We start from the raw sequence: 20,012 nt of genomic DNA on the forward strand, positions 1-20,012 counted from the left end.
GGCCGGCCCTTCACCGGTTGTCCTGCGGGAATCTACCGGTCGTTGATCACTTCCGGATGCCCCACTCCGCCATGTTGTACACCGGCCCGTCGAGGGTCGAGTTGTTGCGGATGTTCGCGATCTTGTCCGACGAGGCGATGAAGGTCGGCTTCTGGTACAGCGGAAGCACGTACGCGTCCTCGGACATGATCTGGTCGGCCTGGTTGAGCAGGTCCGCCGCCTTGGTCTGGTCGGTCTCGGCGTTGGCCTGCGCCATCAGGCTGTCGACCTGCGGGCTGCTGTACTTGCCGTAGTTGTTGCCCTGCCCGGTGCCCCAGTTCTGGATCGCGCCGCCGAACGGGAACGGCGAAGCGACCCACGCGAACACGATGACGTCGTAGTCGCCGCTGGTGGTGGTCTGGCCGAGGTCGTCGGTGGACTGGACCTTCACCTTGACGCCCAGCTGAGCCGCGGTCTGCGCGAACAGCTCGCACTCGTTCTGCCGGATCTGGTTGCCGACGGTGTAGCGGATGCGCAGCTCGGGGATCGGCTTGCCGCTCGGGTCGGACAGCTGGTTGTTGGCCAGCTTGTAGCCCGCGTCGGTCAGGATCTTCTTGGCCTTCTCGATGTCACCGGAGCCCTGGCCGGTCGCGCTCACCGTGTCCTTGTAGCCGGTCTGCTGCGGCACGAAGTTGTGGTTGTTGAGCGGCTCGACCTTGTTGGTGAACTGGCCGACGGTCTTGGCGATCATGTCCTTGCGGTTGACCGCGGTGAACAGCGCCTGGCGCAGCGGCTTCTGGGCCAGCGCCGGGTTCTTCAGGTTGAAGTCGAAGTGCTCCCAGGTCAGGCCGAGGCCGATGAACGAGGAGATGTTCGGCATGTTCTTGACCTGGTTGATCAGGTCGACCTGCGGCTGCGGGTAGATGACCTGCACTTCGTTGTTCTGCAGTGCGGTCGGCTCCTGCGTCGCGTCGGTGATGACGCGGAAGATGACGCTGTTCAGCTTCGGCTTCGCGCCCCAGTACTTGTCGTTCGGGACCTCGGTGACCGACTGGTTGTTGACGAACTTCGAGATCTTCCACGGGCCGCCCGACCAGGTCGGGACAGTCGTGCCGAACCACTTGAAGGACGACGCGAGGCCGGCCGGGGTGTTGGTGTCGCCGTGCTGCTTGGCCAGGTGCGCCGGGTACATCGCGCCGCCGGAGCTCCAGAGCAGCTTCCAGTCGGTGAACGGCTTGTCGAACACGACCGTCACGGTCTTGCCGTTGTCGGAACCGGTGACGGACTTGACCTGGTCGTAGCCCGCGGTGCTGGCCGCGGCGCAGTCGGGGCAGTCCTTGCCGTTCTGGACCTTGTAGTTGTAGATGAAGTCGTCGGCGGAGAACGGCGTGCCGTCCGACCAGACGGCCTTCGGGTTCAGCTTGTAGACGACCGTCTGCGGGCTGGTGCTGGTGACCTCGGCCGACTCGACGAAGTCCTTGTTCAGGACCGGCTTGAGGTCGGGGGTCGCGTAGAAGGTGTAGGGCAGCAGGCCCTTGGTGACCTCGCCGGTTTCGAAGACGTTGCCCTCGGCCGAGATGACGTTCCAGTTCGGGACGTTCTTCTCGATCGCGTAGGTGACGTCGCCGCCCTGCTGGAGCTGATCGGCCTGTGCCGCGTTGCAGGTGTTCGGGTTCTTGTCGCAGTCGGCGAATGCCTGCCCGGTCTGCACCGCGCTGTTGCCGCCTCCGCCACCACCGCATGCGGAGAGCAGAAGGGCCGCGCCCGCGACGAACGCGCCGAGTTTCGCGGCGCGCGACCTAGTCGTCACTAACATTCATTCTCCTTGCTCGACGCCGTCGCGGGTTTGCGAGGCGGCTCTTCCTGACGCGCAAGCACCGATCGGTATCGCGTTGCTCACCGTAGCCGTGAAACTTAGGCATTGGACAGACGGCAAACCTATCGATCCGGACACTCTCAGTGAGATCGTTGCGGAACAGATATCTCGTGCCCCCTGGTTGCACCGTGGTTTCCGCACTTGATCGACTACGGTCAGTAGTTGATCACGGAAATTCGGAACCGGTTCGAGTGGCAGTTCAGTCCAGCGGACCGATAGGCCCGGCGGACAATAACCGCCCCGTTCCGTACGCGGTACCCCAGCTAATGGAGTAGTCACGCGGCCGCGACGAACCCGAAGTGACAAGTAATTGGTCCGATCTCGTGAAGCGAAAGAACGCTCCCGTCGCCGAACGCGGACACGGCGGCCCGGACGGCGAAAGGTGCTCGGTGGGTGTTCCGAGCATCTTGCGTCCTTGCCCGCGTATTCCGAACCGCGGAACGTTCCGCGGAAGGGAACGCCCACGGTCCGGGACGCTGGTCCGACGTGGTGGGATGCGGATGCATTTTCCCGTGCACGCCGCCGATTTCCGGTCTCGAGCGCCGCGCCGGGGGTCGGCCTCCCGGGCGCGGACGCGACGGTCATTAACCTGAGGGCGTGAAGCGGAAGCTGCTGCTGGTCCACGCGCACCCGGACGACGAAAGCATCGCCACCGGCGGCGTCATCGCCCGCTACGGCGCGGAAGGCGCCGAGGTGTGCGTCGTGACCTGCACGCTCGGCGAAGAGGGCGAAATCGTCCCGCCGCGGCTGGCGCGGCTCGTCGCGGCGGAGGCCGACCAGCTCGGCGGGTACCGGTCCGGGGAGATGGCCGCCGCGGCCGCCGCGCTCGGCCTTGCCCGGCACGAGTACCTCGGCGGCATCGGCCGGTGGCGCGATTCGGGCATGGCGGGCACGCCCGCCGCCGAGCACCCGCGGGCGTTCACCGGCGGGTCGGCGGCGGAGCAGACCGCTCAGCTGCGCGAGCTCATCGACGATTTCGCCCCGCAGGTAGTCGTCACCTACGACTCCTTCGGCGGCTACGGCCATCCCGACCACATCCGCGCGCACGAGATCACCATGGCGGCGGCCCCGGACGCCCCCTCGGTCCAGCGGGTCTTCCACGTGGTCCAGTCCGAGGCCGCGCTCGCCGCCGGGCTCGCCGAACTGCGTGCCGACGGAACATCACCGTTCCGGGTGGCTGACGACGGCGAGCTTCCGTCCACTCCGGACGGCAAGATCACCACCGTGGTCGACATCTCCGCGCACCGGCAGACCAAGCTGGCGGCACTGCGCGCGCACGAAACCCAGCTGACCGTGGTCGACGGCGCGGTCAGCCACTTCGCGCTGACCAACAACATCGCGCAGCCGATCCCGTCCGCCGAATACTTCGTGCTCGCCCACGGCGACGCGGCCGGCGCCGAGACCGATCTGTTCGGCGGGTGGTGACGGTGTCCGCCCCGCTCACGCGCGACCAGCGGCTGATGCTGGCACTGCTGGCGTTCGACGCGGTCGTGCTGGCGCTGCTCGAACTGTTCTTCCTCCCGCTGCGGGTCGGCCCGCTCGGCGAGGTGCCGTTGCCGGTCACCGCGGTGGTCGGCGCGGTCACCACGCCGTGGCTGGTGCTGACCGCGGCGAAGCTCGTCCGCCCGGGGCTGTCGTTCGTGCCGCTGCTGGTGTGGGTACTCGTCGTGTTCGGGGTCGGCCTGTTCGGTCCGGGCGGCGACGTCGTGCTCGTCCAGGACTGGCGCGCGCTGCTGCTGCTCGGCGCGAGTGCCCTGCCCGCCGCGTTGGTCCTCGGCGGCGGGCTCGGCCGGGCCGCGGCGAAGGGAGGCGTCCGTGTCTGAGGCCATTTCGGACCGTCAGGTCGTGGCGATCCTGCGTCCGTTCGTCCGGGCCTGCGCGCCGATGATCGACGCGCTGCGCGAGGCCGACCCGTTCGGCATGCAGGCGCGCGCCCGGCGCGGCGAGGGCGAATTCGTCGACGCCGGGTTGAAGAAGAAAATGCTCCGCGCCCTGACCTCGGTGAAGGTGCCGGGCACCGCGGGATGGGCGGCGATGGACATCGACCAGCGCGCGAGCTGGTGGGTCAACCGCGTCGGCAGGCTCACCTCGCTGCTGACCTCGATCCCCGGACTCGGCGGCGCGCTCGCCGACCGGCTGCCGGTGCAGGACACCCTCGGCGCGGCGTCGCAGGGACTGGTGCTGTGCGCGATCGCGGGGGAGTACGGCGTGACCGACGTCGGCAGCCGCGTCCGGCTGATCGCCTCGGTGCTGTTCGAACGCGACATCGACGCCGACCTCGCGTCGGGTGCCAAGCACGACAAGTCCGCGAAGTCCGCTGAGGACAGTGAGACCGCGCGGCTCACCGAGGAACTCGACGAATCCCACCGCAAACACGGCAAGGTGACCGCGAAAGCCGTCGCCAGCACGCTCTGGCACCTCGGCAAGTCGCTGTGGGGGATCACCGGCGAACTCGAGAAGCGCCCGCGCGGCCGATGGTTCCACCGGGCACTCGGGATGCTGCCGGTGGTCGGCGCGGCGGGCGACTACCTCGGCGAGCGCTCCGGACTGAAAAAGGTCTGGAAGCGTGCGCACGCGTGGCTCATGGCCCACCGGGAGTGGGCCTGAGCGGTCAGCGCCAGAAGAGGAACGCCCTCTGCCCGATGTAGGCCGCGGCCGCGTTCCCGCCGAGCGGTTCGTAGATGTGCCCGGCGATCGTCCAGAGCAGATCCGACACCGGCCGGAAAAGGAAGAACAGCGCGAAGAGCACCAGCGGCGCCCACGGCCGCACCCGCGCGCCGAACGCCCGCGCCTGCGGCGAGAGGTACGGCTCCAGCGCACCCCAGCCGTCCAGCCCCGGCACCGGCAGGATGTTGATCAGGAAGGTCATCATCTGCAGCAGCGCGAGGTACGACATCGCGTAGAAGAGACCGGTCGCCATCGGGATCAGCATCGTCGCGAGGCACAGCGCGGCGCCGACGGCGAGGTTGCTGAGCGGACCGGCCAGCGAGGTCCACGAGGCCGTCGCGCGATTGCGCAGCGCGCCGCGGTTGATCCACACCGCGCCGCCGGGCAGCGGGATGCCGCCGATCAGCAAGAAGATGAGCGGAAGCACGAAGGACAGGACGGGGTCGGCGTAGCGCCGGACGTCCAGCGAGAGGTACCCCTTGTGAGCGATCTCGTGATCACCGCCGCGGAAGGCGACGAAGGCGTGCCCGAACTCGTGGAGCGTCAGAGACGCCATCCAGCCGCCCAGGACGAGCAGCACGACGCCCGCGATGAACATCGGGTCGCGGGAACCGAGAAGAGTCGTGGAATCACCGTATGCAGCCAGGAAACCACCGGCGACGGCGACGGCGAGGATGCCGAGGAAGATCGGGCTCGGACGCACTGCTGATCTCTGCACCCCACCAGTCTTCCGTATGCCCGGTGTGAAGTCTTCGGCGTGTCCCCTTGCGCACCCGGGCACAGAGATCCCCCGAACTCGCTACTCGGCTTGACCTGGCCGCACTACACAGGTGTAATCACAGTGATGTCATTCGCTGTCGGAGGGGGCAGCGGGTGTCGTTTCACCACCGCCAGCCTGGGGAGTGCGTAGGAGCGAGGAGGCGGACGTGCGGTTGGAAGCGGACAACAGGGAATGGGGGCACGTCGTGGGTTGGGGAGAGAACCCGGAGCAGCAGCTCGGGGATCTGACCGACCTTTTCGACGTCCCCGAGGAGCAGGACTGGCAGGAGCGCGCCCTGTGCGCGCAGACCGACCCGGAGGCGTTCTTCCCCGAGAAGGGCGGCTCGACCCGCGAGGCCAAGCGGATTTGCCTTGGCTGCGAGGTCAAGGACGACTGTCTCGAGTATGCGCTGGCGCACGACGAGCGCTTCGGCATCTGGGGCGGACTGTCCGAACGGGAACGTCGCAAGCTGAAGAAACGGGCTGTCTAAACGGGTTTCGGTTCCCCCGGTCCACGCGGACCGGGGGTGCGCCCCGCCGTCGGCACGGCGGTGAGCGAGTGCTGCGGCCGGCGCGGCACGGCGGGATGGGAGTCCTCGCCGAGGTGGCGCCGGGCACATTCGCCGGATTCGTGCGGCCGTCTCCAGTAGCGGCCATGAGGGCAGAAGTACCGTCACGGCGGCCGGAAATCGGTGCTGTGCCGTGGTTCTCTTTGTGATCTTCGTCTTCCGCCGCTGAAACCCCGGTGTGCCGCGGATCTCGCGGCTGGATCGGGTGCCGGTTCCTCACGTGAGCGCGCCGGTTCGGCGTTCGCGGACTTTTTCTCGTGCTCGGTTCGTCCACGCGGTGGGATCCGCCGGACGCGCGGCGTGGGCCGGTGCCCGCGGGTTCGCGCAGGCCGTAGGGTGACCGCACCCATCGTCCCGTCCGAGCAGGAGCCGTTCTTGCCTCGCACCGTCGTTCCGCCCGCTGTGCGGACGTTGCCCGTTCTGGCCATTGTGGTCTGTCACGACGGCGAAGAATGGCTGCCGCTGGCGCTTTCCGCGTTGCGGCGCAGCACAGTCCGTCCGCGGCACGTGCTCGCCGTGGACACCGGATCCACCGACCGTACCCCGAAACTGCTCGCCGACGCAGCACAACCGGGCGTGGCCGCCGAGGAGCCGGTGCTGTCCGGAGTTGTCACTCTGACGAGTGAAACCGGGTTCGCGGAGGCGGTCGCCGCGGGCGTCGCGCACGCGGTGGAACGGTGGGGCGACCCGGGAACGTGGCTGTGGGTGCTGCACGACGACTGCGCCCCCGAACCCGACTGCCTCGACCAGCTCGTCCGCGCCGCGGAGGAAAACCCGTCCGCGAAAGTGCTCGGGCCGCTCGGCACCGACTGGACCGATCCGCGGCTGATCGTCGAGGCGGGGCTGTCCACCGACGCCTCCGGGCACCGCCAGCAGATGGCCGCGCCGGACGGCGAACCCAGCGAGGTCCTCGCCGTCCCGAGCGCCGGATCGTTGGTGCAGCGGGAACTCTGGGACGCGCTCGGCGGCTACGACGAGGACTTCCCGTTGCTGCGCGAGGATCTCGACTTCGGCTGGCGCGCCAACGCGGCGGGCTCGCTCGTGCTGTCGGTGCCCTCCGCGCGCGTCCGGCACGCTCGCGCCGTGTCCACCGGGCAGCGCACCCCGGACGCCGCCGGCCGTCCGCTGGCCGCGCTGAACCGTTCGCACGGCGTACGCGTCTTTCTCGTGAACTGCTCGACTCCGTCCTTCTGGTTCGGGCTCGTCCGGCTGCCGGTCCTGCTGGTGTTGCGCGCGTTCGTGTTCTTCGTGCTGCGGCGCACCACCGAAGCGGGCGCGGAACTGGCCGCGCTCGGATACTTGTGCGGGGGCAAGGGAAATCTCCGCGCGGCCCGTGCGCGGCGGCGCGAGCAGCCGCGACCCGGCACTGTCCGCGGGCTCTTCACGAGCCGGATCGCGAGGCTGCGCAACGCGATCAGCGCCGGCGTGGTTGGACTCGTCCGGCGCGGGGTACAGAGCGAGGTAGCACTCGGGACGGTGCCGGAAAGCGTCGAGCAGGAGTCGGCGTGGATTCCGCCGGAGGCGCTCGCCGCGTCCGGCGCGCGTCCGGTCGGTCCGGACGCCTTGCCCGCCGGTGCGCTGCGCGGGCTGAGCACTCGCGGCCGGGGACTGCGCCGGCCGGGTACGGTCGTCGCGGTCACGCTGCCGGAAGCGCCGGTGTCCGAAGAGGACACTGAACCGGCCGAGGAGACCGCGGCCCAGCCGTCGCCGTCGCCCCGTCCGGAACCCGCCGCGCCCGAACCGGATCTGGTGTTCGTGGAGGTCAACCGGCGACGCGTGCTCGCCGCAACCGTCTTCGCTCCGCCGGTGGTGCTGGTCGTTCTGCTCACCGCGCTGGCTTTGGTGCTCAACCGCGGCCGGCTCGGTCTCGACCTGTGGGGCGGCCAGCTGCTGCCGGTCGGCGGGCTCGGCGAGATCTGGTCGACGTACCTGTCGCCGTGGCATTCGGTCGCCGGCGGCACCGGTGCGCCCGCTCCCGCGACGCTGCCGGTGCTCGGCACGATCGGCGCGATCTTCGCCCCGATCGGCGGTCCGGCCGCGCTCGTGGCGATCCTGCTCATCGGCGACATCCCGCTTGCCGCGCTGAGTGCGTACGTCGCCACTCGCAAGCTCGCCGTGCGCCGCTGGGTGCGCGCTGCCGTTGCCGCGACGTACGCGTTGCTGCCTGCCGCGACCGCGTCGGTCGCGCAGGGGCGGCTCGATGTGGTTGTGGTGCATCTCGTGCTGCCGCTTGTGGTCGCGGGCATCGTTCGGTTGCTGACTCGGCCGGGCACGCGGTGGTTGCACGTCTCGGCGCTGTCGGCGTTCGGGGTCGCATTGCTGGGGGCGTTCTCGCCGCTCGCGCACGGGCTCGCGCTGGTGGGTCTGCTGGTCGGGTTCGTGGTGCTGCCCGCGCCGTCCGGGCTGGCTCGGCGGGTGGCGTCGGTCGGGATCGTGGTGCTGTTGCCGCTGGTTCTGCTGCTGCCGTGGCCGACTGTGCTGCTGCGGCATCCGGAACTGCTGCTGCAAGGTCTTGGCGGTCCGGCCGCGCCCGCGTCCGCTACGGATCTTGCCGGGCTTACGCCGGGTGGGCCGGGAGCGTGGCCGATCGGGGTGGTGGTGCTCGCGGCGACGCTGGTCGCGCTCGTGGTGCGGCCGCGGAAGCAGGTCGTTGGCGGGTTGGCGCTCGCGGTGCTGGGGCTGATCGGCGTCGTGTTGGTGCGGCAGGTGCAGCTGACACCGATGCAGGGCGGGGCACCCGCGTCTGGGTACGCCGGGGTGCCGTTGCTGGTGGTCGGGGCCGGGTTGTTGTGGGCGGTGCTGGCTACTTGGCAGCGCGGTGGTTCCGCGATGCCTGCTGCGTGGTTGCCGAAGGTCCTGGCGGTCGCTGGGGTTGTGGTGGTGGCTGCGCTGGGTGTGGGGGCGGTCGCGACTGGGTCCGAGGGGCCGTTGACGGCGACGGCGCGGCCGCAGCTTGCGCCTGAGGTGGCGGCGGATGTCGCGGCTACGGGGCGTTCGGTGCTGGACGTCAGCGCGGGGCAGGTGCGGCAAACCGGTGGTCGACTGGCGCTTTTCGGGGACGATGAGCTCGCGCCGGTCAAGGGGACGCCGGAGCGGCTGGCCGACTGGCGGCGTGGGCTGGGGCAGGGAGATGTCGCGGCGCTAAAGCGGGTTTTCGCAGCTGCTGCGGCTTCCGGGGTGCAGTACGTGGTGTTGCCAGTGGGGACGGACGCTCGGGCGTTCGCCGCGGCGGCCAGTGATCTTGCCGCGGTGGCTGCGCCGATGTCGGATGGGCGGCCTACGTTGCGGTTGCTGCCGAAGTCTGGGGAGGTGGCGTTGATCTCGCCGGAGTTGGCTAAGCAGGCCGTGACCGGTGGGGGTGCGCCGGGGACTAATCCCGGGATTTCGCCGGTGGCTGCTCGGTTGCCGGATGTGCGGGTGCGGGCTTCTGAGGGGCCCACTGGGCGGTTGCTCGTGCTGGCGGCTGAGCAGGAGGCTGGGTGGCAGGCGAGTGTCGACGGGAAAGCGGTGCCGATCGTGCCTGCTTGGGGGCATCAGGTTGCCGTGTCGGTGCCTGCGAAGTCTTCGGAGGTGTCGGTGACGTTCCCTGGGACTGAGCGGGGGTTGTTGCTGCTGGTGCAACTGGCGGCGGTGTTGTTTACGGCGTTGACGGCTATTCCTTCTCGGGGGCGGGACTGAGCGGCTCGTCGCCTGGCGGCGACATCGCCGTGGTGGTTGCGTGGGGCACCCCGAAGCTTGATTGTGCTGACGGTTCGGGGGTGCTTGTCAAGGCGGGAAAGATGCCTTGACAAGCACCCCCGAACCGCAGGGAGGCTTCGTATCGGGGTGCGGGGGAGGGGCTGGATGCCTCGATGGTTGGGTGCACCGGCTGCGGCTTAGTGGGGGTGGGGGCGGCATCCCGGCGGGCGCGGGGCGGTCGAGTGGGGCAGGCGGGCCGTGAAGGGCTCCTTGAAGGAATCTAAGTCCGTGAAGGAGCCCTTCACGGACCGTCGCCGTACGTGAGGGGAACCCTGAGGGAATCAGAGTCAATGAGGGTGGCCCTCACGGACGAGGGTGCGTCAGTCGCCTTCGATGACGTCTGGTTCTACGCCTAGGTAGCCTGCGACCTGCTCTACCAGGACGTCGTGGACCAGGTCTGCCAGTTCTGACGGGTCCTTGGCGCGTGCTTCCAATGGACGCCTGTACAGGACGATGCGGGCGCGGGTGGGCAGGCCTGCTCGGTCGACACCGGCTGGGACCAGCCTTGACAGGGGCACTGCGCCGTCGTGCAGCACTCCGTCTGCGGGGGCTCGGCCGTCCATCCGGACTTCGGGGACGTCGTCTACCGCTACGTCCAGTTTCGTCAGTTCGTGTCGCCAGCGGGCCTCGATGGGCTCCAGGGCGTCCAGCACCAGCGCGTCGAAGCGTTCCGCGCGGCTCGCGGCCGCTGGCAGGGTCGCCGGATAGAGCGTTCCGCGCAGGCCCCGGCCGTGCCGGTCCCGTCGCAGCCGCTGCCGTTGTCGGTAGTCACGAGCCGTCGCCACCGGCCAAGTCTATGCGGTCGCCAGGGGAACGCGCGTGTCGCCGGTACTCGCTTGCGGCGACGCGCTATCGTTTCGGATCGTGCGGAGCGTACGGAAATGTTCGCGAACGGGTTGCCTCGAACCCGCTGTCGCCACGCTCACGTATGCCTACCAGGACTCGACCGCGGTCGTCGGACCGCTGGCCACCGCTTCCGAACCGCACTCCTACGACCTCTGCGAGGCCCACGCGCTGCGGCTGACCGTCCCGAAGGGCTGGGAAGTCGTCCGCCACGAGGGGGCCTTCGCCGCTCCGGAGCAGTCCGCCGACGAGTTGACCGCGCTGGCCGAGGCGGTGCGCGAGGCCGGTCGCTCCGACGTCCCGCCCGCGCAGCCCGAGCCCGAAGGGCCCTCCGGCAGGCGCGGCCATCTGCGCGTCCTCCCGGGGCGCGCCTGAGCCATCCTCCCGACCGGTAGGCTTTCGCCCGCGGCGCGAGTGGCGTCGCCACGGAACTAGCGGCGGGGAGAAGGCGTGCCAGACCTTTCGGGCATCGTGAAGGCCTACGACATTCGCGGCGTGGTCGGCGAACAGCTCGACGCCGCCCTCGTCCGGGACTTCGGGGCCGCGTTCGCGCTGCTCATCAAACCCGAGGCGCCGGCCGTGGTGATCGGCCACGACATGCGCGATTCGTCGCCGGAACTGTCCGCGGCGTTCGCCGACGGGGTGACCTCCCAGGGCCTCGACGTGGTGACGATCGGCCTGGCCAGCACCGACCAGCTCTACTTCGCCTCCGGTTCGCTCAACCTGCCGGGCGCGATGTTCACCGCCAGCCACAACCCCGCGAAGTACAACGGCATCAAGATGTGCCGCGCCGGAGCCTCGCCGGTCGGGCAGGACACCGGCCTCGCGGAGATCCGCGACACCGTCGAGCAGGGCGTTCCCGCCTTCGACGGCCAGCGCGGCACCGTCTCCGAGCGCGACGTCCTCAGCGACTACGCCGCCTACCTGCGCAACCTCGTCGACCTCTCCGGCTCGCGGCCGCTCAAGATCGTGGTCGACGCGGGCAACGGCATGGGCGGGCACACCGTCCCGACGGTCTTCGAGGGGCTGCCGATCGAGGTCGTGCCGATGTACTTCGAGCTCGACGGCACCTTCCCGAACCACGAGGCCAACCCGCTCGACCCGGCCAACATCGTCGACCTGCAGGCCAAGGTGCGCGAGGTCGGCGCGGACGCCGGGCTGGCGTTCGACGGCGACGCGGACCGCTGCTTCGTCGTGGACGAGCGCGGCGAGCCGGTGTCCCCGAGCGCGATCACCGCGCTGGTCGCGGTGCGCGAGCTGGCCAAGGAGCCGGGCGGAACGGTCATCCACAACCTGATCACGTCGAAGGGCGTGCCGGAGATCGTGTCCGAGCACGGCGGCAAGCCGGTGCGGACCCGGGTCGGGCACTCCTTCATCAAGGCCGAGATGGCCCGCACCGGTGCGATTTTCGGCGGCGAGCACTCCGCGCACTACTACTTCCGCGACTTCTGGCGCGCCGACACCGGCATGCTGGCCGCGCTGCACGTGCTGGCCGCGCTCGGCGAGCAGAACGGCCCGCTGTCCGCGCTCACCCAGGACTTCTCGCGCTACGCGGCGTCCGGCGAGATCAACTCGACGGTCAGCGACCAGGTCGCGCGGATGCTCGCGGTGAAGGACGCGTACGCGGGCAAGTCCGGCGTCCAGATCGACGAGCTGGACGGCCTCACCGTGCAGCTGCCCGGCGGCGCGTGGTTCAACCTGCGCCCCTCCAACACCGAACCGCTGCTGCGGCTCAACGTGGAGGCCGCCGACCGGGCCGCGGTCGAGGCGCTCACCGCCGAGGTGCTGGCCATTGTCCGGGCCTGACCGGCTGGCGCCGGATTGTGTCCGGAAGGCGCCCTCAACACCCCAACGACGCGTGGTATGGAGGAACTATGGCCATCACGCTTGACGCACAGCTGCTGGAGATCCTCGCGTGCCCGTCGCCGGATCACGCCCCGCTGCGTCCCGGTACGCCGGACGACGCCGAGGCCGACGCGCTGACCTGCACCGAATGCGGCCGGGTGTACCCGGTCCGCGACGGCATCCCGGTGCTGCTGCTCGACGAGGCGACGCTGCCCGGTTCGGCCGCTGACCACGGCGACAGTGCTTGACCATGCTTGACGATTCCCTGCTCGACGACTCCGCGCGGCTGGCCGATGCCGACCGCGCGGGGTTGCTGCGCGCCGCCGCGATGGCCGGTGCGCAGGTGCGGGCCACCGCCGAGGCGGCGGCCGAACTGGAGCTGAGCGAACGGCTGGACGTCGGGCGTCCGCGTTCGCTGGTGCTCATCGACCGGCCAGGGGTGAGCCGCACGCTCACCCGGCTGCTGGCCGCGTTGCTCACGCCGTCGTGCCCGGTGCCGGTCGTGGTGGCCGAATCGGTGCCGGCCTGGATCGGCGCGCTCGACGTGGTGTTCGCGCACACCGACGACGCGGGCGACCGCGAGCTGGCCGCTTCGCTGGAGCGCGCCGCCCGGTTCGGCGCGTCGGTGGTGCTGTCCGCGCCGGCGGAAGGGCCGGTCGCGGCATCGGTGGCGGGCAAGGGCGTGCTGCTCGCGCCGCGCGTGCCGGTGCCGCCGGAGCTGGCGTTCCCGCGCGGGCTGGCGGCCGGGCTGCTCACCGCGAACGCGCTCGGCCTGCTGGTCGCGGACGTGCAGGCGCTCGCCGACCAGCTCGACCTCGAAGCGGAGAAGGACTACCTGGCACGCGAATCGTTCGCCAATCCGGCGAAGGCGCTCGCGCTGCGGGTCGCGGACCGGGTGCCGCTGCTGTGGGGGCTCGACCCGGTCGCGGTGGCGGTCGGCGAGCACGCGGCGCACGCCTTCGCCGCGCACGCCGCGCTGGTGTGCGACGTGGAGGACTACCGGCAGGCGCTGGCCCGCCCGGCGTTGCGCCGGGTCGCGCAGTCCGGCGGGGCGGAGCGCGACATTTTCGCCGACCCGGACGACTCTCCCGGCGGAGTCGCGACCCGGGTGCTGCTGCTGTCGGTGCGGACCGGTCCGGCCACCGAGGCGGCCCGGTACCAGGCCGAGGAGTTCCTGCCGGGCGCGGACCTGATCGCGCCCGCCGAGGAGATCGAGGCGGACGAGATCGTCCGCGCCGCGGTGCTGGCGCTGCGGTTCGAGCTGGCCGCGGTGTACCTGGGGCTGGCGGCGGGCAGCATCGGCGGGGCCGGGAGATACGAACCGGCCTCCGCCTGAGGGAGCAGGGGGGAACGCGGGCAGGCGGTTCCGCCGCCGCGTGCGTCGGCCCAGTGCCGACGGGAAGGATTGGGAGTTGACAGTGGAGCTGTTGCGCAACGCCGTACGGCCCTACGCCTGGGGATCGCGAACGGCCATCCCGCAGCTGCAGGGCCGTCCGGTGCCGGCGCCGCACCCCGAGGCCGAGCTGTGGATGGGAGCGCACCCAGGGGACCCGTCGCACGTGCTCGGCCCGGACGGCGCCGAGGTGAGCCTGCTCGAACTCGTCGACGCCGATCCGGTCGGCCAGCTCGGCGAGGACTGCGCGCGGCGCTGGGGCAACCGGCTGCCGTTCCTGCTGAAGATCCTCGCCGCGGAAGAACCGCTGTCGATGCAGGCGCACCCGTCGGCGGCGCAGGCCGCGGAGGGACACGCCCGCGAGGAGAAGCTGGGCATCCCGCGCGACGCCGCGAACCGGAACTACCCGGACCCCACGGCGAAGCCGGAGCTGGTCTGCGCGCTGACGGAGTTCCACGCGCTCGCCGGGTTCCGCGACCCGCACCGCACGGTCAAGCTGCTGAAGGCGATCGAGACGCCCGGGCTGGGCAAGTACACCGGCCTGCTGGAAGCCCAGCCGGACCCGGCCGGGTTGCGCGCGCTGTTCACCACCTGGATCACGCTGCCGCAGTCCGCGCTGGACGAATTGCTGCCGGAGGTGCTCGACGCGTGCGTCCGGCACGTCCAGGACCACGGCGAGTTCGCGACCGAATGCCGCACGATCCTGGAACTGGGCGAAACCCACCCGCGCGACGCAGGCGTGCTGGCCGCGCTGCTGCTCAACCGCCTGACCCTGCGTGCGGGCGAGGCGATCTACCTGCCTGCCGGCAACCTGCACCTGTACCTGCACGGCACCGCGGTGGAGATCCTGGCGAACTCGGACAACATCCTGCGCTGCGGCCTCACCCCGAAGCACGTGGACGTGCCGGAGCTGCTGCGCGTGGTCGACTTCGCGTGCGGGGAAATGCCGGTGCAGCACGGAGAATGCGCCGGCCAGCGGATGGCGGTGTACCACACGGACGCCCCGGAATTCGAACTGTCCCGAATGGAATGGGCGGCCGGGGAGGACACCGAGATCGAGGTCGATTCGGCCGGTCCGCAGATCCTGCTGTGCACCGAAGGGGACCTCCTGGTGCTCGCCTCGGACGGGGAACAGGCGGAATTGCGGAGGGGACAGTCGGTCTGGCTGCCCGCCGCGGATCCGGCGGTGCGGGTACGCCCGTTGGGCGGGGAGCGGTCGCAGCTGTTCCGGGCTACCGCCGGGGCTTGCGAGCTGTGATCTGACCAGCTGATTGTCAGGCCCAGCGCTCCCCTTCGCCAAGGTTCCTCTAGGCTCCCACCGGGCAATTCGGGCGCGGAGCAGGGAGCGGGAAGTGTCAGCTGGCGGGGGAACCAAGGCGATCATCGCGGCGCTCGCCGCCAACGCCGGGATCGCGGTGGCCAAGTTCGTCGGCTTCCTGGTCACCGGGTCGTCGTCGATGCTGGCGGAGGCGGTGCACTCGCTGGCCGACACGTCGAACCAGGGGCTGCTGCTGCTCGGGCAGAAGACCTCGAAGCGGCGCGCCACCAAGGAACATCCGTTCGGGTTCGGCCGCGATCGGTACTTCTACTCGTTCATCGTCGCGCTCATGCTCTTCACCCTCGGCGCGGCGTTCGCGCTCTACGAGGGCATCCACAAGATCATCGAGCCGCAGCCGCTGGAGACACCGGTCGTCGCGGTGATCATCCTGCTCGTCGCGATCTGCCTCGAGGGCTACAGCTTCTACACCGCGATGGGCGAGTCGCGCAAGATCAAGGGCAATGCGAGCTGGTGGCGGTTCATCCGCCAGGCCAAGGAGCCGGAACTGCCGGTCGTGCTGCTGGAGGACTCCGGCGCGCTGCTCGGTCTCGTGTTCGCGTTGCTCGGCGTCGGGCTTTCGGTGCTGACCGGCAATCCGGTGTTCGACGGCATCGGCACCGTGTTCATCGGGGTGCTGCTCGGCGTCATCGCGGTCATCCTGATCATCGAGATGAAGAGCCTGCTGATCGGCGAGGGCGCGACCGAAACCGATCTCGCGACCATTGTGGACGAACTGGCCGCGGGCAAGGTCGAGCGCGTCATCCACATCCGCACCCAGTACCTCGGCCCGGACGAACTGCTCGTCGCCGCGAAGCTCGCGCTCGTGCCCGGTCTCGACACCGCCGCGATCGCCGGTGCGATCGACGACGCCGAGGCCCGCGTGCGCGCGAAAGTCCCCGTCGCGACGCTGATTTACCTGGAGCCCGACCTCGACCGCGAGACGCGCTGACTGTCCGGGCAGCTGGCGCCCAACTGACAGGCTAGGGTGGCGCCCGGTCCCCACGAAGGTCACCGCAGGAGGTCAACGTTGCCCGGCACTGGGTTGTGGCGCACTAAGTCGATCGAGCAGTCCATTTCGGACACCGATGAACCGGAGACAAAACTCCGCAGGAACCTGAGCGCCTGGGACCTCACGGTCTTCGGCGTCGCGGTGGTCATCGGCGCCGGCATCTTCACGCTCACCGCGCGCACGGCAGGGGACTTCGCCGGTCCCTCGGTGTCCGTCGCGTTCGTGATCGCGGCGATCGCCTGTGCGCTCGCCGCGTTGTGCTACGCCGAATTCGCTTCCACCGTCCCGGTCGCGGGCAGCGCGTACACGTTCTCCTACGCCACCTTCGGCGAGTTCATGGCGTGGATCATCGGCTGGGACCTGATCCTGGAGCTGGCCGTCGGCGCCGCCGCGGTCGCCAAGGGCTGGTCGTCGTACCTGCAGACCGTGCTGGAGTACATCTTCGGCAAGGGCACCAAGACGTCGATCGATCTCGGCGGCGGTTTCGGCATCGACTGGGGCGCGTTCATCGTCGTGGCCGCGCTGGTGACGCTGCTGGTGCTCGGCACGAAGCTGTCGTCGCGGTTCTCGATGGTGATCACCGGCATCAAGGTCGCCGTCGTGCTGTTCGTGGTCATCCTCGGCTTCTTCTACATCAAGTCCAGCAACTACACGCCGTTCGTGCCCGAGGGCAAGCCCGCCGGATCCGGGTCGAGCGGCGTCGACCAGTCGCTGTTCTCGCTCCTCGCCGGCGGCGGCAGCAGCTCGTTCGGCATCTTCGGCCTGCTGGCCGGCGCGTCGATCGTGTTCTTCGCGTTCATCGGGTTCGACATCGTCGCGACCACCGCGGAGGAGACCCGCAACCCGCAGAAGGCCGTGCCGCGCGGCATTTTCGGCTCGCTGGCGATCGTGACCGTCCTGTACGTCGCGGTGTCGCTCGTGGTCGTCGGCATGGTGCCTTACACCGATCTGTCGACCTCGGCGGGCGACGGCAGCCACAAGACGCTCGCCACCGCGTTCTCCGCGAACGGCGTCGACTGGGCCGCGAACGTCATCTCCGTCGGCGCGCTGGCCGGTCTGACCACCGTCGTCATGGTCCTGATGCTCGGCCAGGTGCGGATCATCTTCGCGATGTCCCGCGACGGCCTCATGCCGCGTTCGCTGGCCAAGACGAGCGACCGCGGGACGCCGAAGCGCGCGACGCTCGTGGTCGGTGCGCTGGTCGCGGCTGGTGCGACGTTCTTCCCGGCGGACAAGCTCGAGGAAATGGTCAACGTCGGCACGCTGTTCGCGTTCATCCTCGTGTCGGCGGGCGTGCTGGTGCTGCGCAAGAGCCGCCCGGACCTGCCGCGCGCGTTCCGCGTGCCGGGCGTGTGGGTCATCGCGCCGCTGGCGATCCTGGCCTGCCTGTGGCTGATGCTGAACCTGACCGTGCTGACCTGGCTGCGGTTCGTCGCCTGGATGGTGATCGGCGTGGTGATCTACTTCGCCTACAGCCGCCGGCATTCGCTGCTGGGGAAGCGGCAGTCGGGCGTCGACCAGGGCGGGGCGGTTTCCGAACCCGCGCCGCCGGTCGCCGACTGACCTGTTTTCGCTGATAAGCGGCCCGTCGCCCACTGTGGGCGGCGGGCCGCTTCGCATGGTCGGTCACGGATGCGCAACTCGCGGATCTCGGTTCGGGTGGCTACTCCGGCCCACCAGGGAAGGCGTGCTGAGCGTGCGATACCCTCCGCGTCGTCTTCCCTCTGACGGGTTAATCACTCTCGGGTAATTCGCACGAACAGTGGTCGGGGTTCCTACGGAGGGTCGCAGTTCTCCGCGTGTGTTATCCCCCGTTCGGATTTTTCCCTGAGGAGTAACTCCATGCCCATCAGCACCAGACTGCGTGCCGGTTTCACGGTCGCCGCGGTGGCCGGACTCGCCCTGCTCGGCACCGCGACCTCGGCGCTCGCCTGCACCACGGACGACGGCCGGGCGAAGCCGGTCGAGGGCAACGCGACCACCTGCGCCCAGGCGAAGGTGCCCGGCGACCTGCTCGGCGCTGGCGACCTCACCGTCACCGGCGGCACGCAGAAGGACAAGTACCTGAACGTCACCGCGGTGGGCGAGGGCGTCACGGTCACCGCGATCGTGGTCAAGGGCGGCCCCGGGTTCAACGTGTACGTGCCGGGCCAGCGCGGCATGTCGGCCACGCCGCCGTGGGAGAAGCTGCGCTCGCCGTACAACCGCGGCGACCAGCTGCCGACGATCAGCCACTGGTTCGCCTGCGGGACCAAGACCACGCCGACCAAGCCGCCTGTGTCGGAGACTCCGACCACTGCTCCGTCGCAGCCTACTTCGGAGGCGCCTAGCACTACGCCTAGCGCTCCGGCTACGTCGTCGGTGCCGGGCGGGGTGACTTCTGCTCCTGCTACGACCAGTGCTCCGGCTGTGGTTCCGGCTGGGAACCAGAACGGGACTGGGGGCGGGTTGGCTAACACTGGGTTCGACAATGCCTGGCTGTTTTGGGTTGCTGGGGTGTTGATTGTTGGCGGTGGCGGGTTGCTGGTGCTGCTCAAGGTTCGGCGGCGCGGGACTAACTGATTCGGTTCGGGGTGGCGGCTCGTCGCCTGGCGGCGACATTGCGCACGGTTGGTGCGGCGGGCACCCCGAAGCTGATTGTGATGACGGGCGGCGGGTGTTTGTCAAGGCGGGAAAGATGCCTTGACAAACACCCGCCGCCCGCATTTTTGGCTTCGTATCGGGGTGCGGGGGTGGTGTGGGTGCCTCGATGGGTGGGTGCATCGGTTGCGGTTTGGGGCTGGGTGCGTCGATGGCGGGTGCATCGGCTGCGGTTGGGGCTGGGTGCGTCGATGGCGGGTGCGTCGGCGGGCGGTTTCGTTCGGGGTGGGGCTTGCGCCCCAATGGGGATTTTTCATCTTGTTGGTGCTGGTTAGGTGGGGTTGACGGGGCTGGTTGTGGTTGTGCTGTAACGGAGTTGCGGGGCGGGCGTGGGCCGGGCGGGAACGCGGCGGAGCCCCCGGATGTTGATCAAGTCGTGACTCGAGAAAAAACGTCCGGGGGCTCCGCTCTCACTGTCTCACAGCAGGTTCTGGCCTCGTATCGCAGCGTGTTGCCGGTGTCGCCGCCCACGATCGCGATGCTGGCCGGGTTGATCGGCCGCCGCCGCCGGGCGATCGGGTCGCGGTGGCGCAAGGCGTCCCCGGCCGAGCAGGCGGTGCTGGTGCTGGCGATGCTGCGCCACGACCAGCGGCTGCTGGACCTGTCCCGCGCCAACGCGGTGTCGGCCGCCACGCTGCGCCGCTGGCTGCTGGAGGCCATCGACCTGCTCGCGGCCCGGGCGCCGCGGCTGGGGCGGGTGCTGCGGCGGCTGGCCGCCCGCGGCGCGGCGGTGGTGCTGGCCGACGGGACCCTGATCCGCACCCGCCGCCGCACCGGCACAGACAATCGCCGCAACTACAGCGGCAAGCACAAACACCACGGCCTCAACGTCCAAGGCCTCACCGACGAACACGGACGGCTGCTGTGGGTCTCGGCCGTGCTGCCGGGCAGGACCGCCGACATCACCGCCGCCCGCCGCCACCGGCTGCGCGACCGCCTCCACGCCCACGGCCTGACCCCCGCCGCGGACAAGGGCTACCAGGGCTGGCACAAAGACGTCCGCGACACCCGCCACTGCCCGGACTGCGGCGGCCCCTGCGCGCAGATCGTGCTCACCCCGTTCAAAGCCGAAACCAACCGGCCGCTCACCGAGCCGCAGAAACAGGCCAACAGCGTGTTCAACGCGATGCGCTGCGCGGTCGAGGGCGGCTTCGCCGCCCTCAAAACCTGGCGCGTCCTCGACAAACTCCGCATCGCACCACGCCACGCCACCACCCTCGTCCGCGCCCTGCTCGTCCTCACCCAGCACGAACAAGCCGTCCGCGACACCGCCCAGCCCACCCCGGCCTGACAACTACCACACCCCGTCAACCCGCCATGAACAGCACAAACCAGGATGAAAAATCCCCAATGTGGCATTGGGTGCATCTGACGCA

Annotated in this window: 17 protein-coding genes; 14 read left to right on the forward strand and 3 right to left on the reverse strand. The window is 69.8% G+C overall.

Features of this window, described 5'->3' with window-relative positions:
- Nucleotides 1-46: 46 nt before the first annotated feature.
- Nucleotides 47-1,795 carry an ABC transporter family substrate-binding protein gene (locus tag DMP23_RS40930; protein WP_134728069.1) on the reverse strand — a complete coding sequence of 583 codons (1,749 nt, stop codon included), beginning with the start codon at nucleotides 1,793-1,795 and terminating at the stop codon, nucleotides 47-49.
- Between the two features lie 657 nt (nucleotides 1,796-2,452).
- On the opposite strand from DMP23_RS40930, the gene mshB reads away from it, so the two are divergent.
- From mshB to DMP23_RS40945, 3 genes are read left to right on the forward strand one after another with little or no spacing between them, the layout of a single operon-like run.
- Nucleotides 2,453-3,280 (forward strand): N-acetyl-1-D-myo-inositol-2-amino-2-deoxy-alpha-D-glucopyranoside deacetylase, encoded by an 828-nt coding sequence (mshB, locus tag DMP23_RS40935; RefSeq protein ID WP_337824171.1) that lies wholly within the window; start codon nucleotides 2,453-2,455, stop codon nucleotides 3,278-3,280.
- Nucleotides 3,277-3,678 (forward strand): hypothetical protein, encoded by a 402-nt coding sequence (locus DMP23_RS40940; protein WP_037816862.1) that lies wholly within the window; start codon nucleotides 3,277-3,279, stop codon nucleotides 3,676-3,678. Before mshB ends, DMP23_RS40940 begins: the two co-directional genes overlap by 4 nt.
- Nucleotides 3,671-4,462: a hypothetical protein gene (locus DMP23_RS40945; RefSeq protein ID WP_134728071.1), complete on the forward strand. Its 792-nt coding sequence runs from the start codon at nucleotides 3,671-3,673 to the stop codon at nucleotides 4,460-4,462. Before DMP23_RS40940 ends, DMP23_RS40945 begins: the two co-directional genes overlap by 8 nt.
- Before the next feature lie 4 nt (nucleotides 4,463-4,466).
- On the opposite strand, the gene DMP23_RS40950 is transcribed toward DMP23_RS40945, so the two are convergent.
- On the reverse strand, nucleotides 4,467-5,225 hold the full coding sequence (locus tag DMP23_RS40950; protein ID WP_337824503.1) for a site-2 protease family protein: 759 nt from the start codon (nucleotides 5,223-5,225) through the stop codon (nucleotides 4,467-4,469).
- 223 nt (nucleotides 5,226-5,448) lie between these two features.
- Between DMP23_RS40950 and DMP23_RS40955 the strand changes: the two genes are divergently transcribed.
- Both DMP23_RS40955 and DMP23_RS40960 read left to right on the forward strand, forming a co-directional pair.
- Nucleotides 5,449-5,772: a WhiB family transcriptional regulator gene (locus tag DMP23_RS40955; RefSeq protein ID WP_037355639.1), complete on the forward strand. Its 324-nt coding sequence runs from the start codon at nucleotides 5,449-5,451 to the stop codon at nucleotides 5,770-5,772.
- Nucleotides 5,773-6,225: 453 nt separating this feature from the next.
- Nucleotides 6,226-9,528 (forward strand): glycosyltransferase family 2 protein, encoded by a 3,303-nt coding sequence (locus DMP23_RS40960; RefSeq protein ID WP_337824172.1) that lies wholly within the window; start codon nucleotides 6,226-6,228, stop codon nucleotides 9,526-9,528.
- A 380-nt stretch (nucleotides 9,529-9,908) separates the two neighbouring features.
- On the opposite strand, the gene DMP23_RS40965 is transcribed toward DMP23_RS40960, so the two are convergent.
- Nucleotides 9,909-10,373 carry a metallopeptidase family protein gene (locus DMP23_RS40965; protein ID WP_037816621.1) on the reverse strand — a complete coding sequence of 155 codons (465 nt, stop codon included), beginning with the start codon at nucleotides 10,371-10,373 and terminating at the stop codon, nucleotides 9,909-9,911.
- A gap of 79 nt (nucleotides 10,374-10,452) precedes the next feature.
- Between DMP23_RS40965 and DMP23_RS40970 the strand changes: the two genes are divergently transcribed.
- The 9 genes from DMP23_RS40970 to DMP23_RS41010 all read left to right on the forward strand — a co-directional run bounded on the left by DMP23_RS40970 (nucleotide 10,453) and on the right by DMP23_RS41010 (nucleotide 19,927).
- On the forward strand, nucleotides 10,453-10,806 hold the full coding sequence (locus DMP23_RS40970) for a DUF3499 domain-containing protein (RefSeq protein ID WP_037718335.1): 354 nt from the start codon (nucleotides 10,453-10,455) through the stop codon (nucleotides 10,804-10,806).
- 75 nt (nucleotides 10,807-10,881) lie between these two features.
- Complete coding sequence (locus DMP23_RS40975) at nucleotides 10,882-12,237, forward strand: phosphomannomutase/phosphoglucomutase (protein ID WP_037816618.1); 1,356 nt, start codon at nucleotides 10,882-10,884, stop codon at nucleotides 12,235-12,237.
- A 68-nt stretch (nucleotides 12,238-12,305) separates the two neighbouring features.
- On the forward strand, nucleotides 12,306-12,524 hold the full coding sequence (locus DMP23_RS40980; protein ID WP_037816616.1) for a Trm112 family protein: 219 nt from the start codon (nucleotides 12,306-12,308) through the stop codon (nucleotides 12,522-12,524).
- A 2-nt stretch (nucleotides 12,525-12,526) separates the two neighbouring features.
- The gene (locus tag DMP23_RS40985; RefSeq protein WP_037816614.1) at nucleotides 12,527-13,612 is read left to right on the forward strand and encodes a hypothetical protein; all 1,086 of its coding nucleotides are present in this window, start codon (nucleotides 12,527-12,529) and stop codon (nucleotides 13,610-13,612) included.
- Nucleotides 13,613-13,694: 82 nt separating this feature from the next.
- Nucleotides 13,695-14,927 (forward strand): mannose-6-phosphate isomerase, class I, encoded by a 1,233-nt coding sequence (gene manA, locus DMP23_RS40990; protein WP_037816612.1) that lies wholly within the window; start codon nucleotides 13,695-13,697, stop codon nucleotides 14,925-14,927.
- Between the two features lie 94 nt (nucleotides 14,928-15,021).
- Nucleotides 15,022-15,936 carry a cation diffusion facilitator family transporter gene (locus DMP23_RS40995; RefSeq protein WP_037816609.1) on the forward strand — a complete coding sequence of 305 codons (915 nt, stop codon included), beginning with the start codon at nucleotides 15,022-15,024 and terminating at the stop codon, nucleotides 15,934-15,936.
- A 78-nt stretch (nucleotides 15,937-16,014) separates the two neighbouring features.
- Nucleotides 16,015-17,559, forward strand: a complete 1,545-nt coding sequence (locus DMP23_RS41000; RefSeq protein WP_037816607.1) for an amino acid permease — start codon at nucleotides 16,015-16,017, stop codon at nucleotides 17,557-17,559.
- A 279-nt stretch (nucleotides 17,560-17,838) separates the two neighbouring features.
- A complete protein-coding gene (locus DMP23_RS41005) occupies nucleotides 17,839-18,558 on the forward strand; it encodes an LPXTG cell wall anchor domain-containing protein (RefSeq protein ID WP_051729220.1) in 720 nt (239 codons plus the stop codon).
- 535 nt (nucleotides 18,559-19,093) lie between these two features.
- On the forward strand, nucleotides 19,094-19,927 hold the full coding sequence (locus DMP23_RS41010; protein ID WP_337820148.1) for a transposase family protein: 834 nt from the start codon (nucleotides 19,094-19,096) through the stop codon (nucleotides 19,925-19,927).
- Nucleotides 19,928-20,012: the final 85 nt, after the last annotated feature.

The sequence above is a fragment of the Amycolatopsis sp. A1MSW2902 genome (assembly GCF_017312175.1).
Lineage (GTDB): Bacteria > Actinomycetota > Actinomycetes > Mycobacteriales > Pseudonocardiaceae > Amycolatopsis > Amycolatopsis nivea.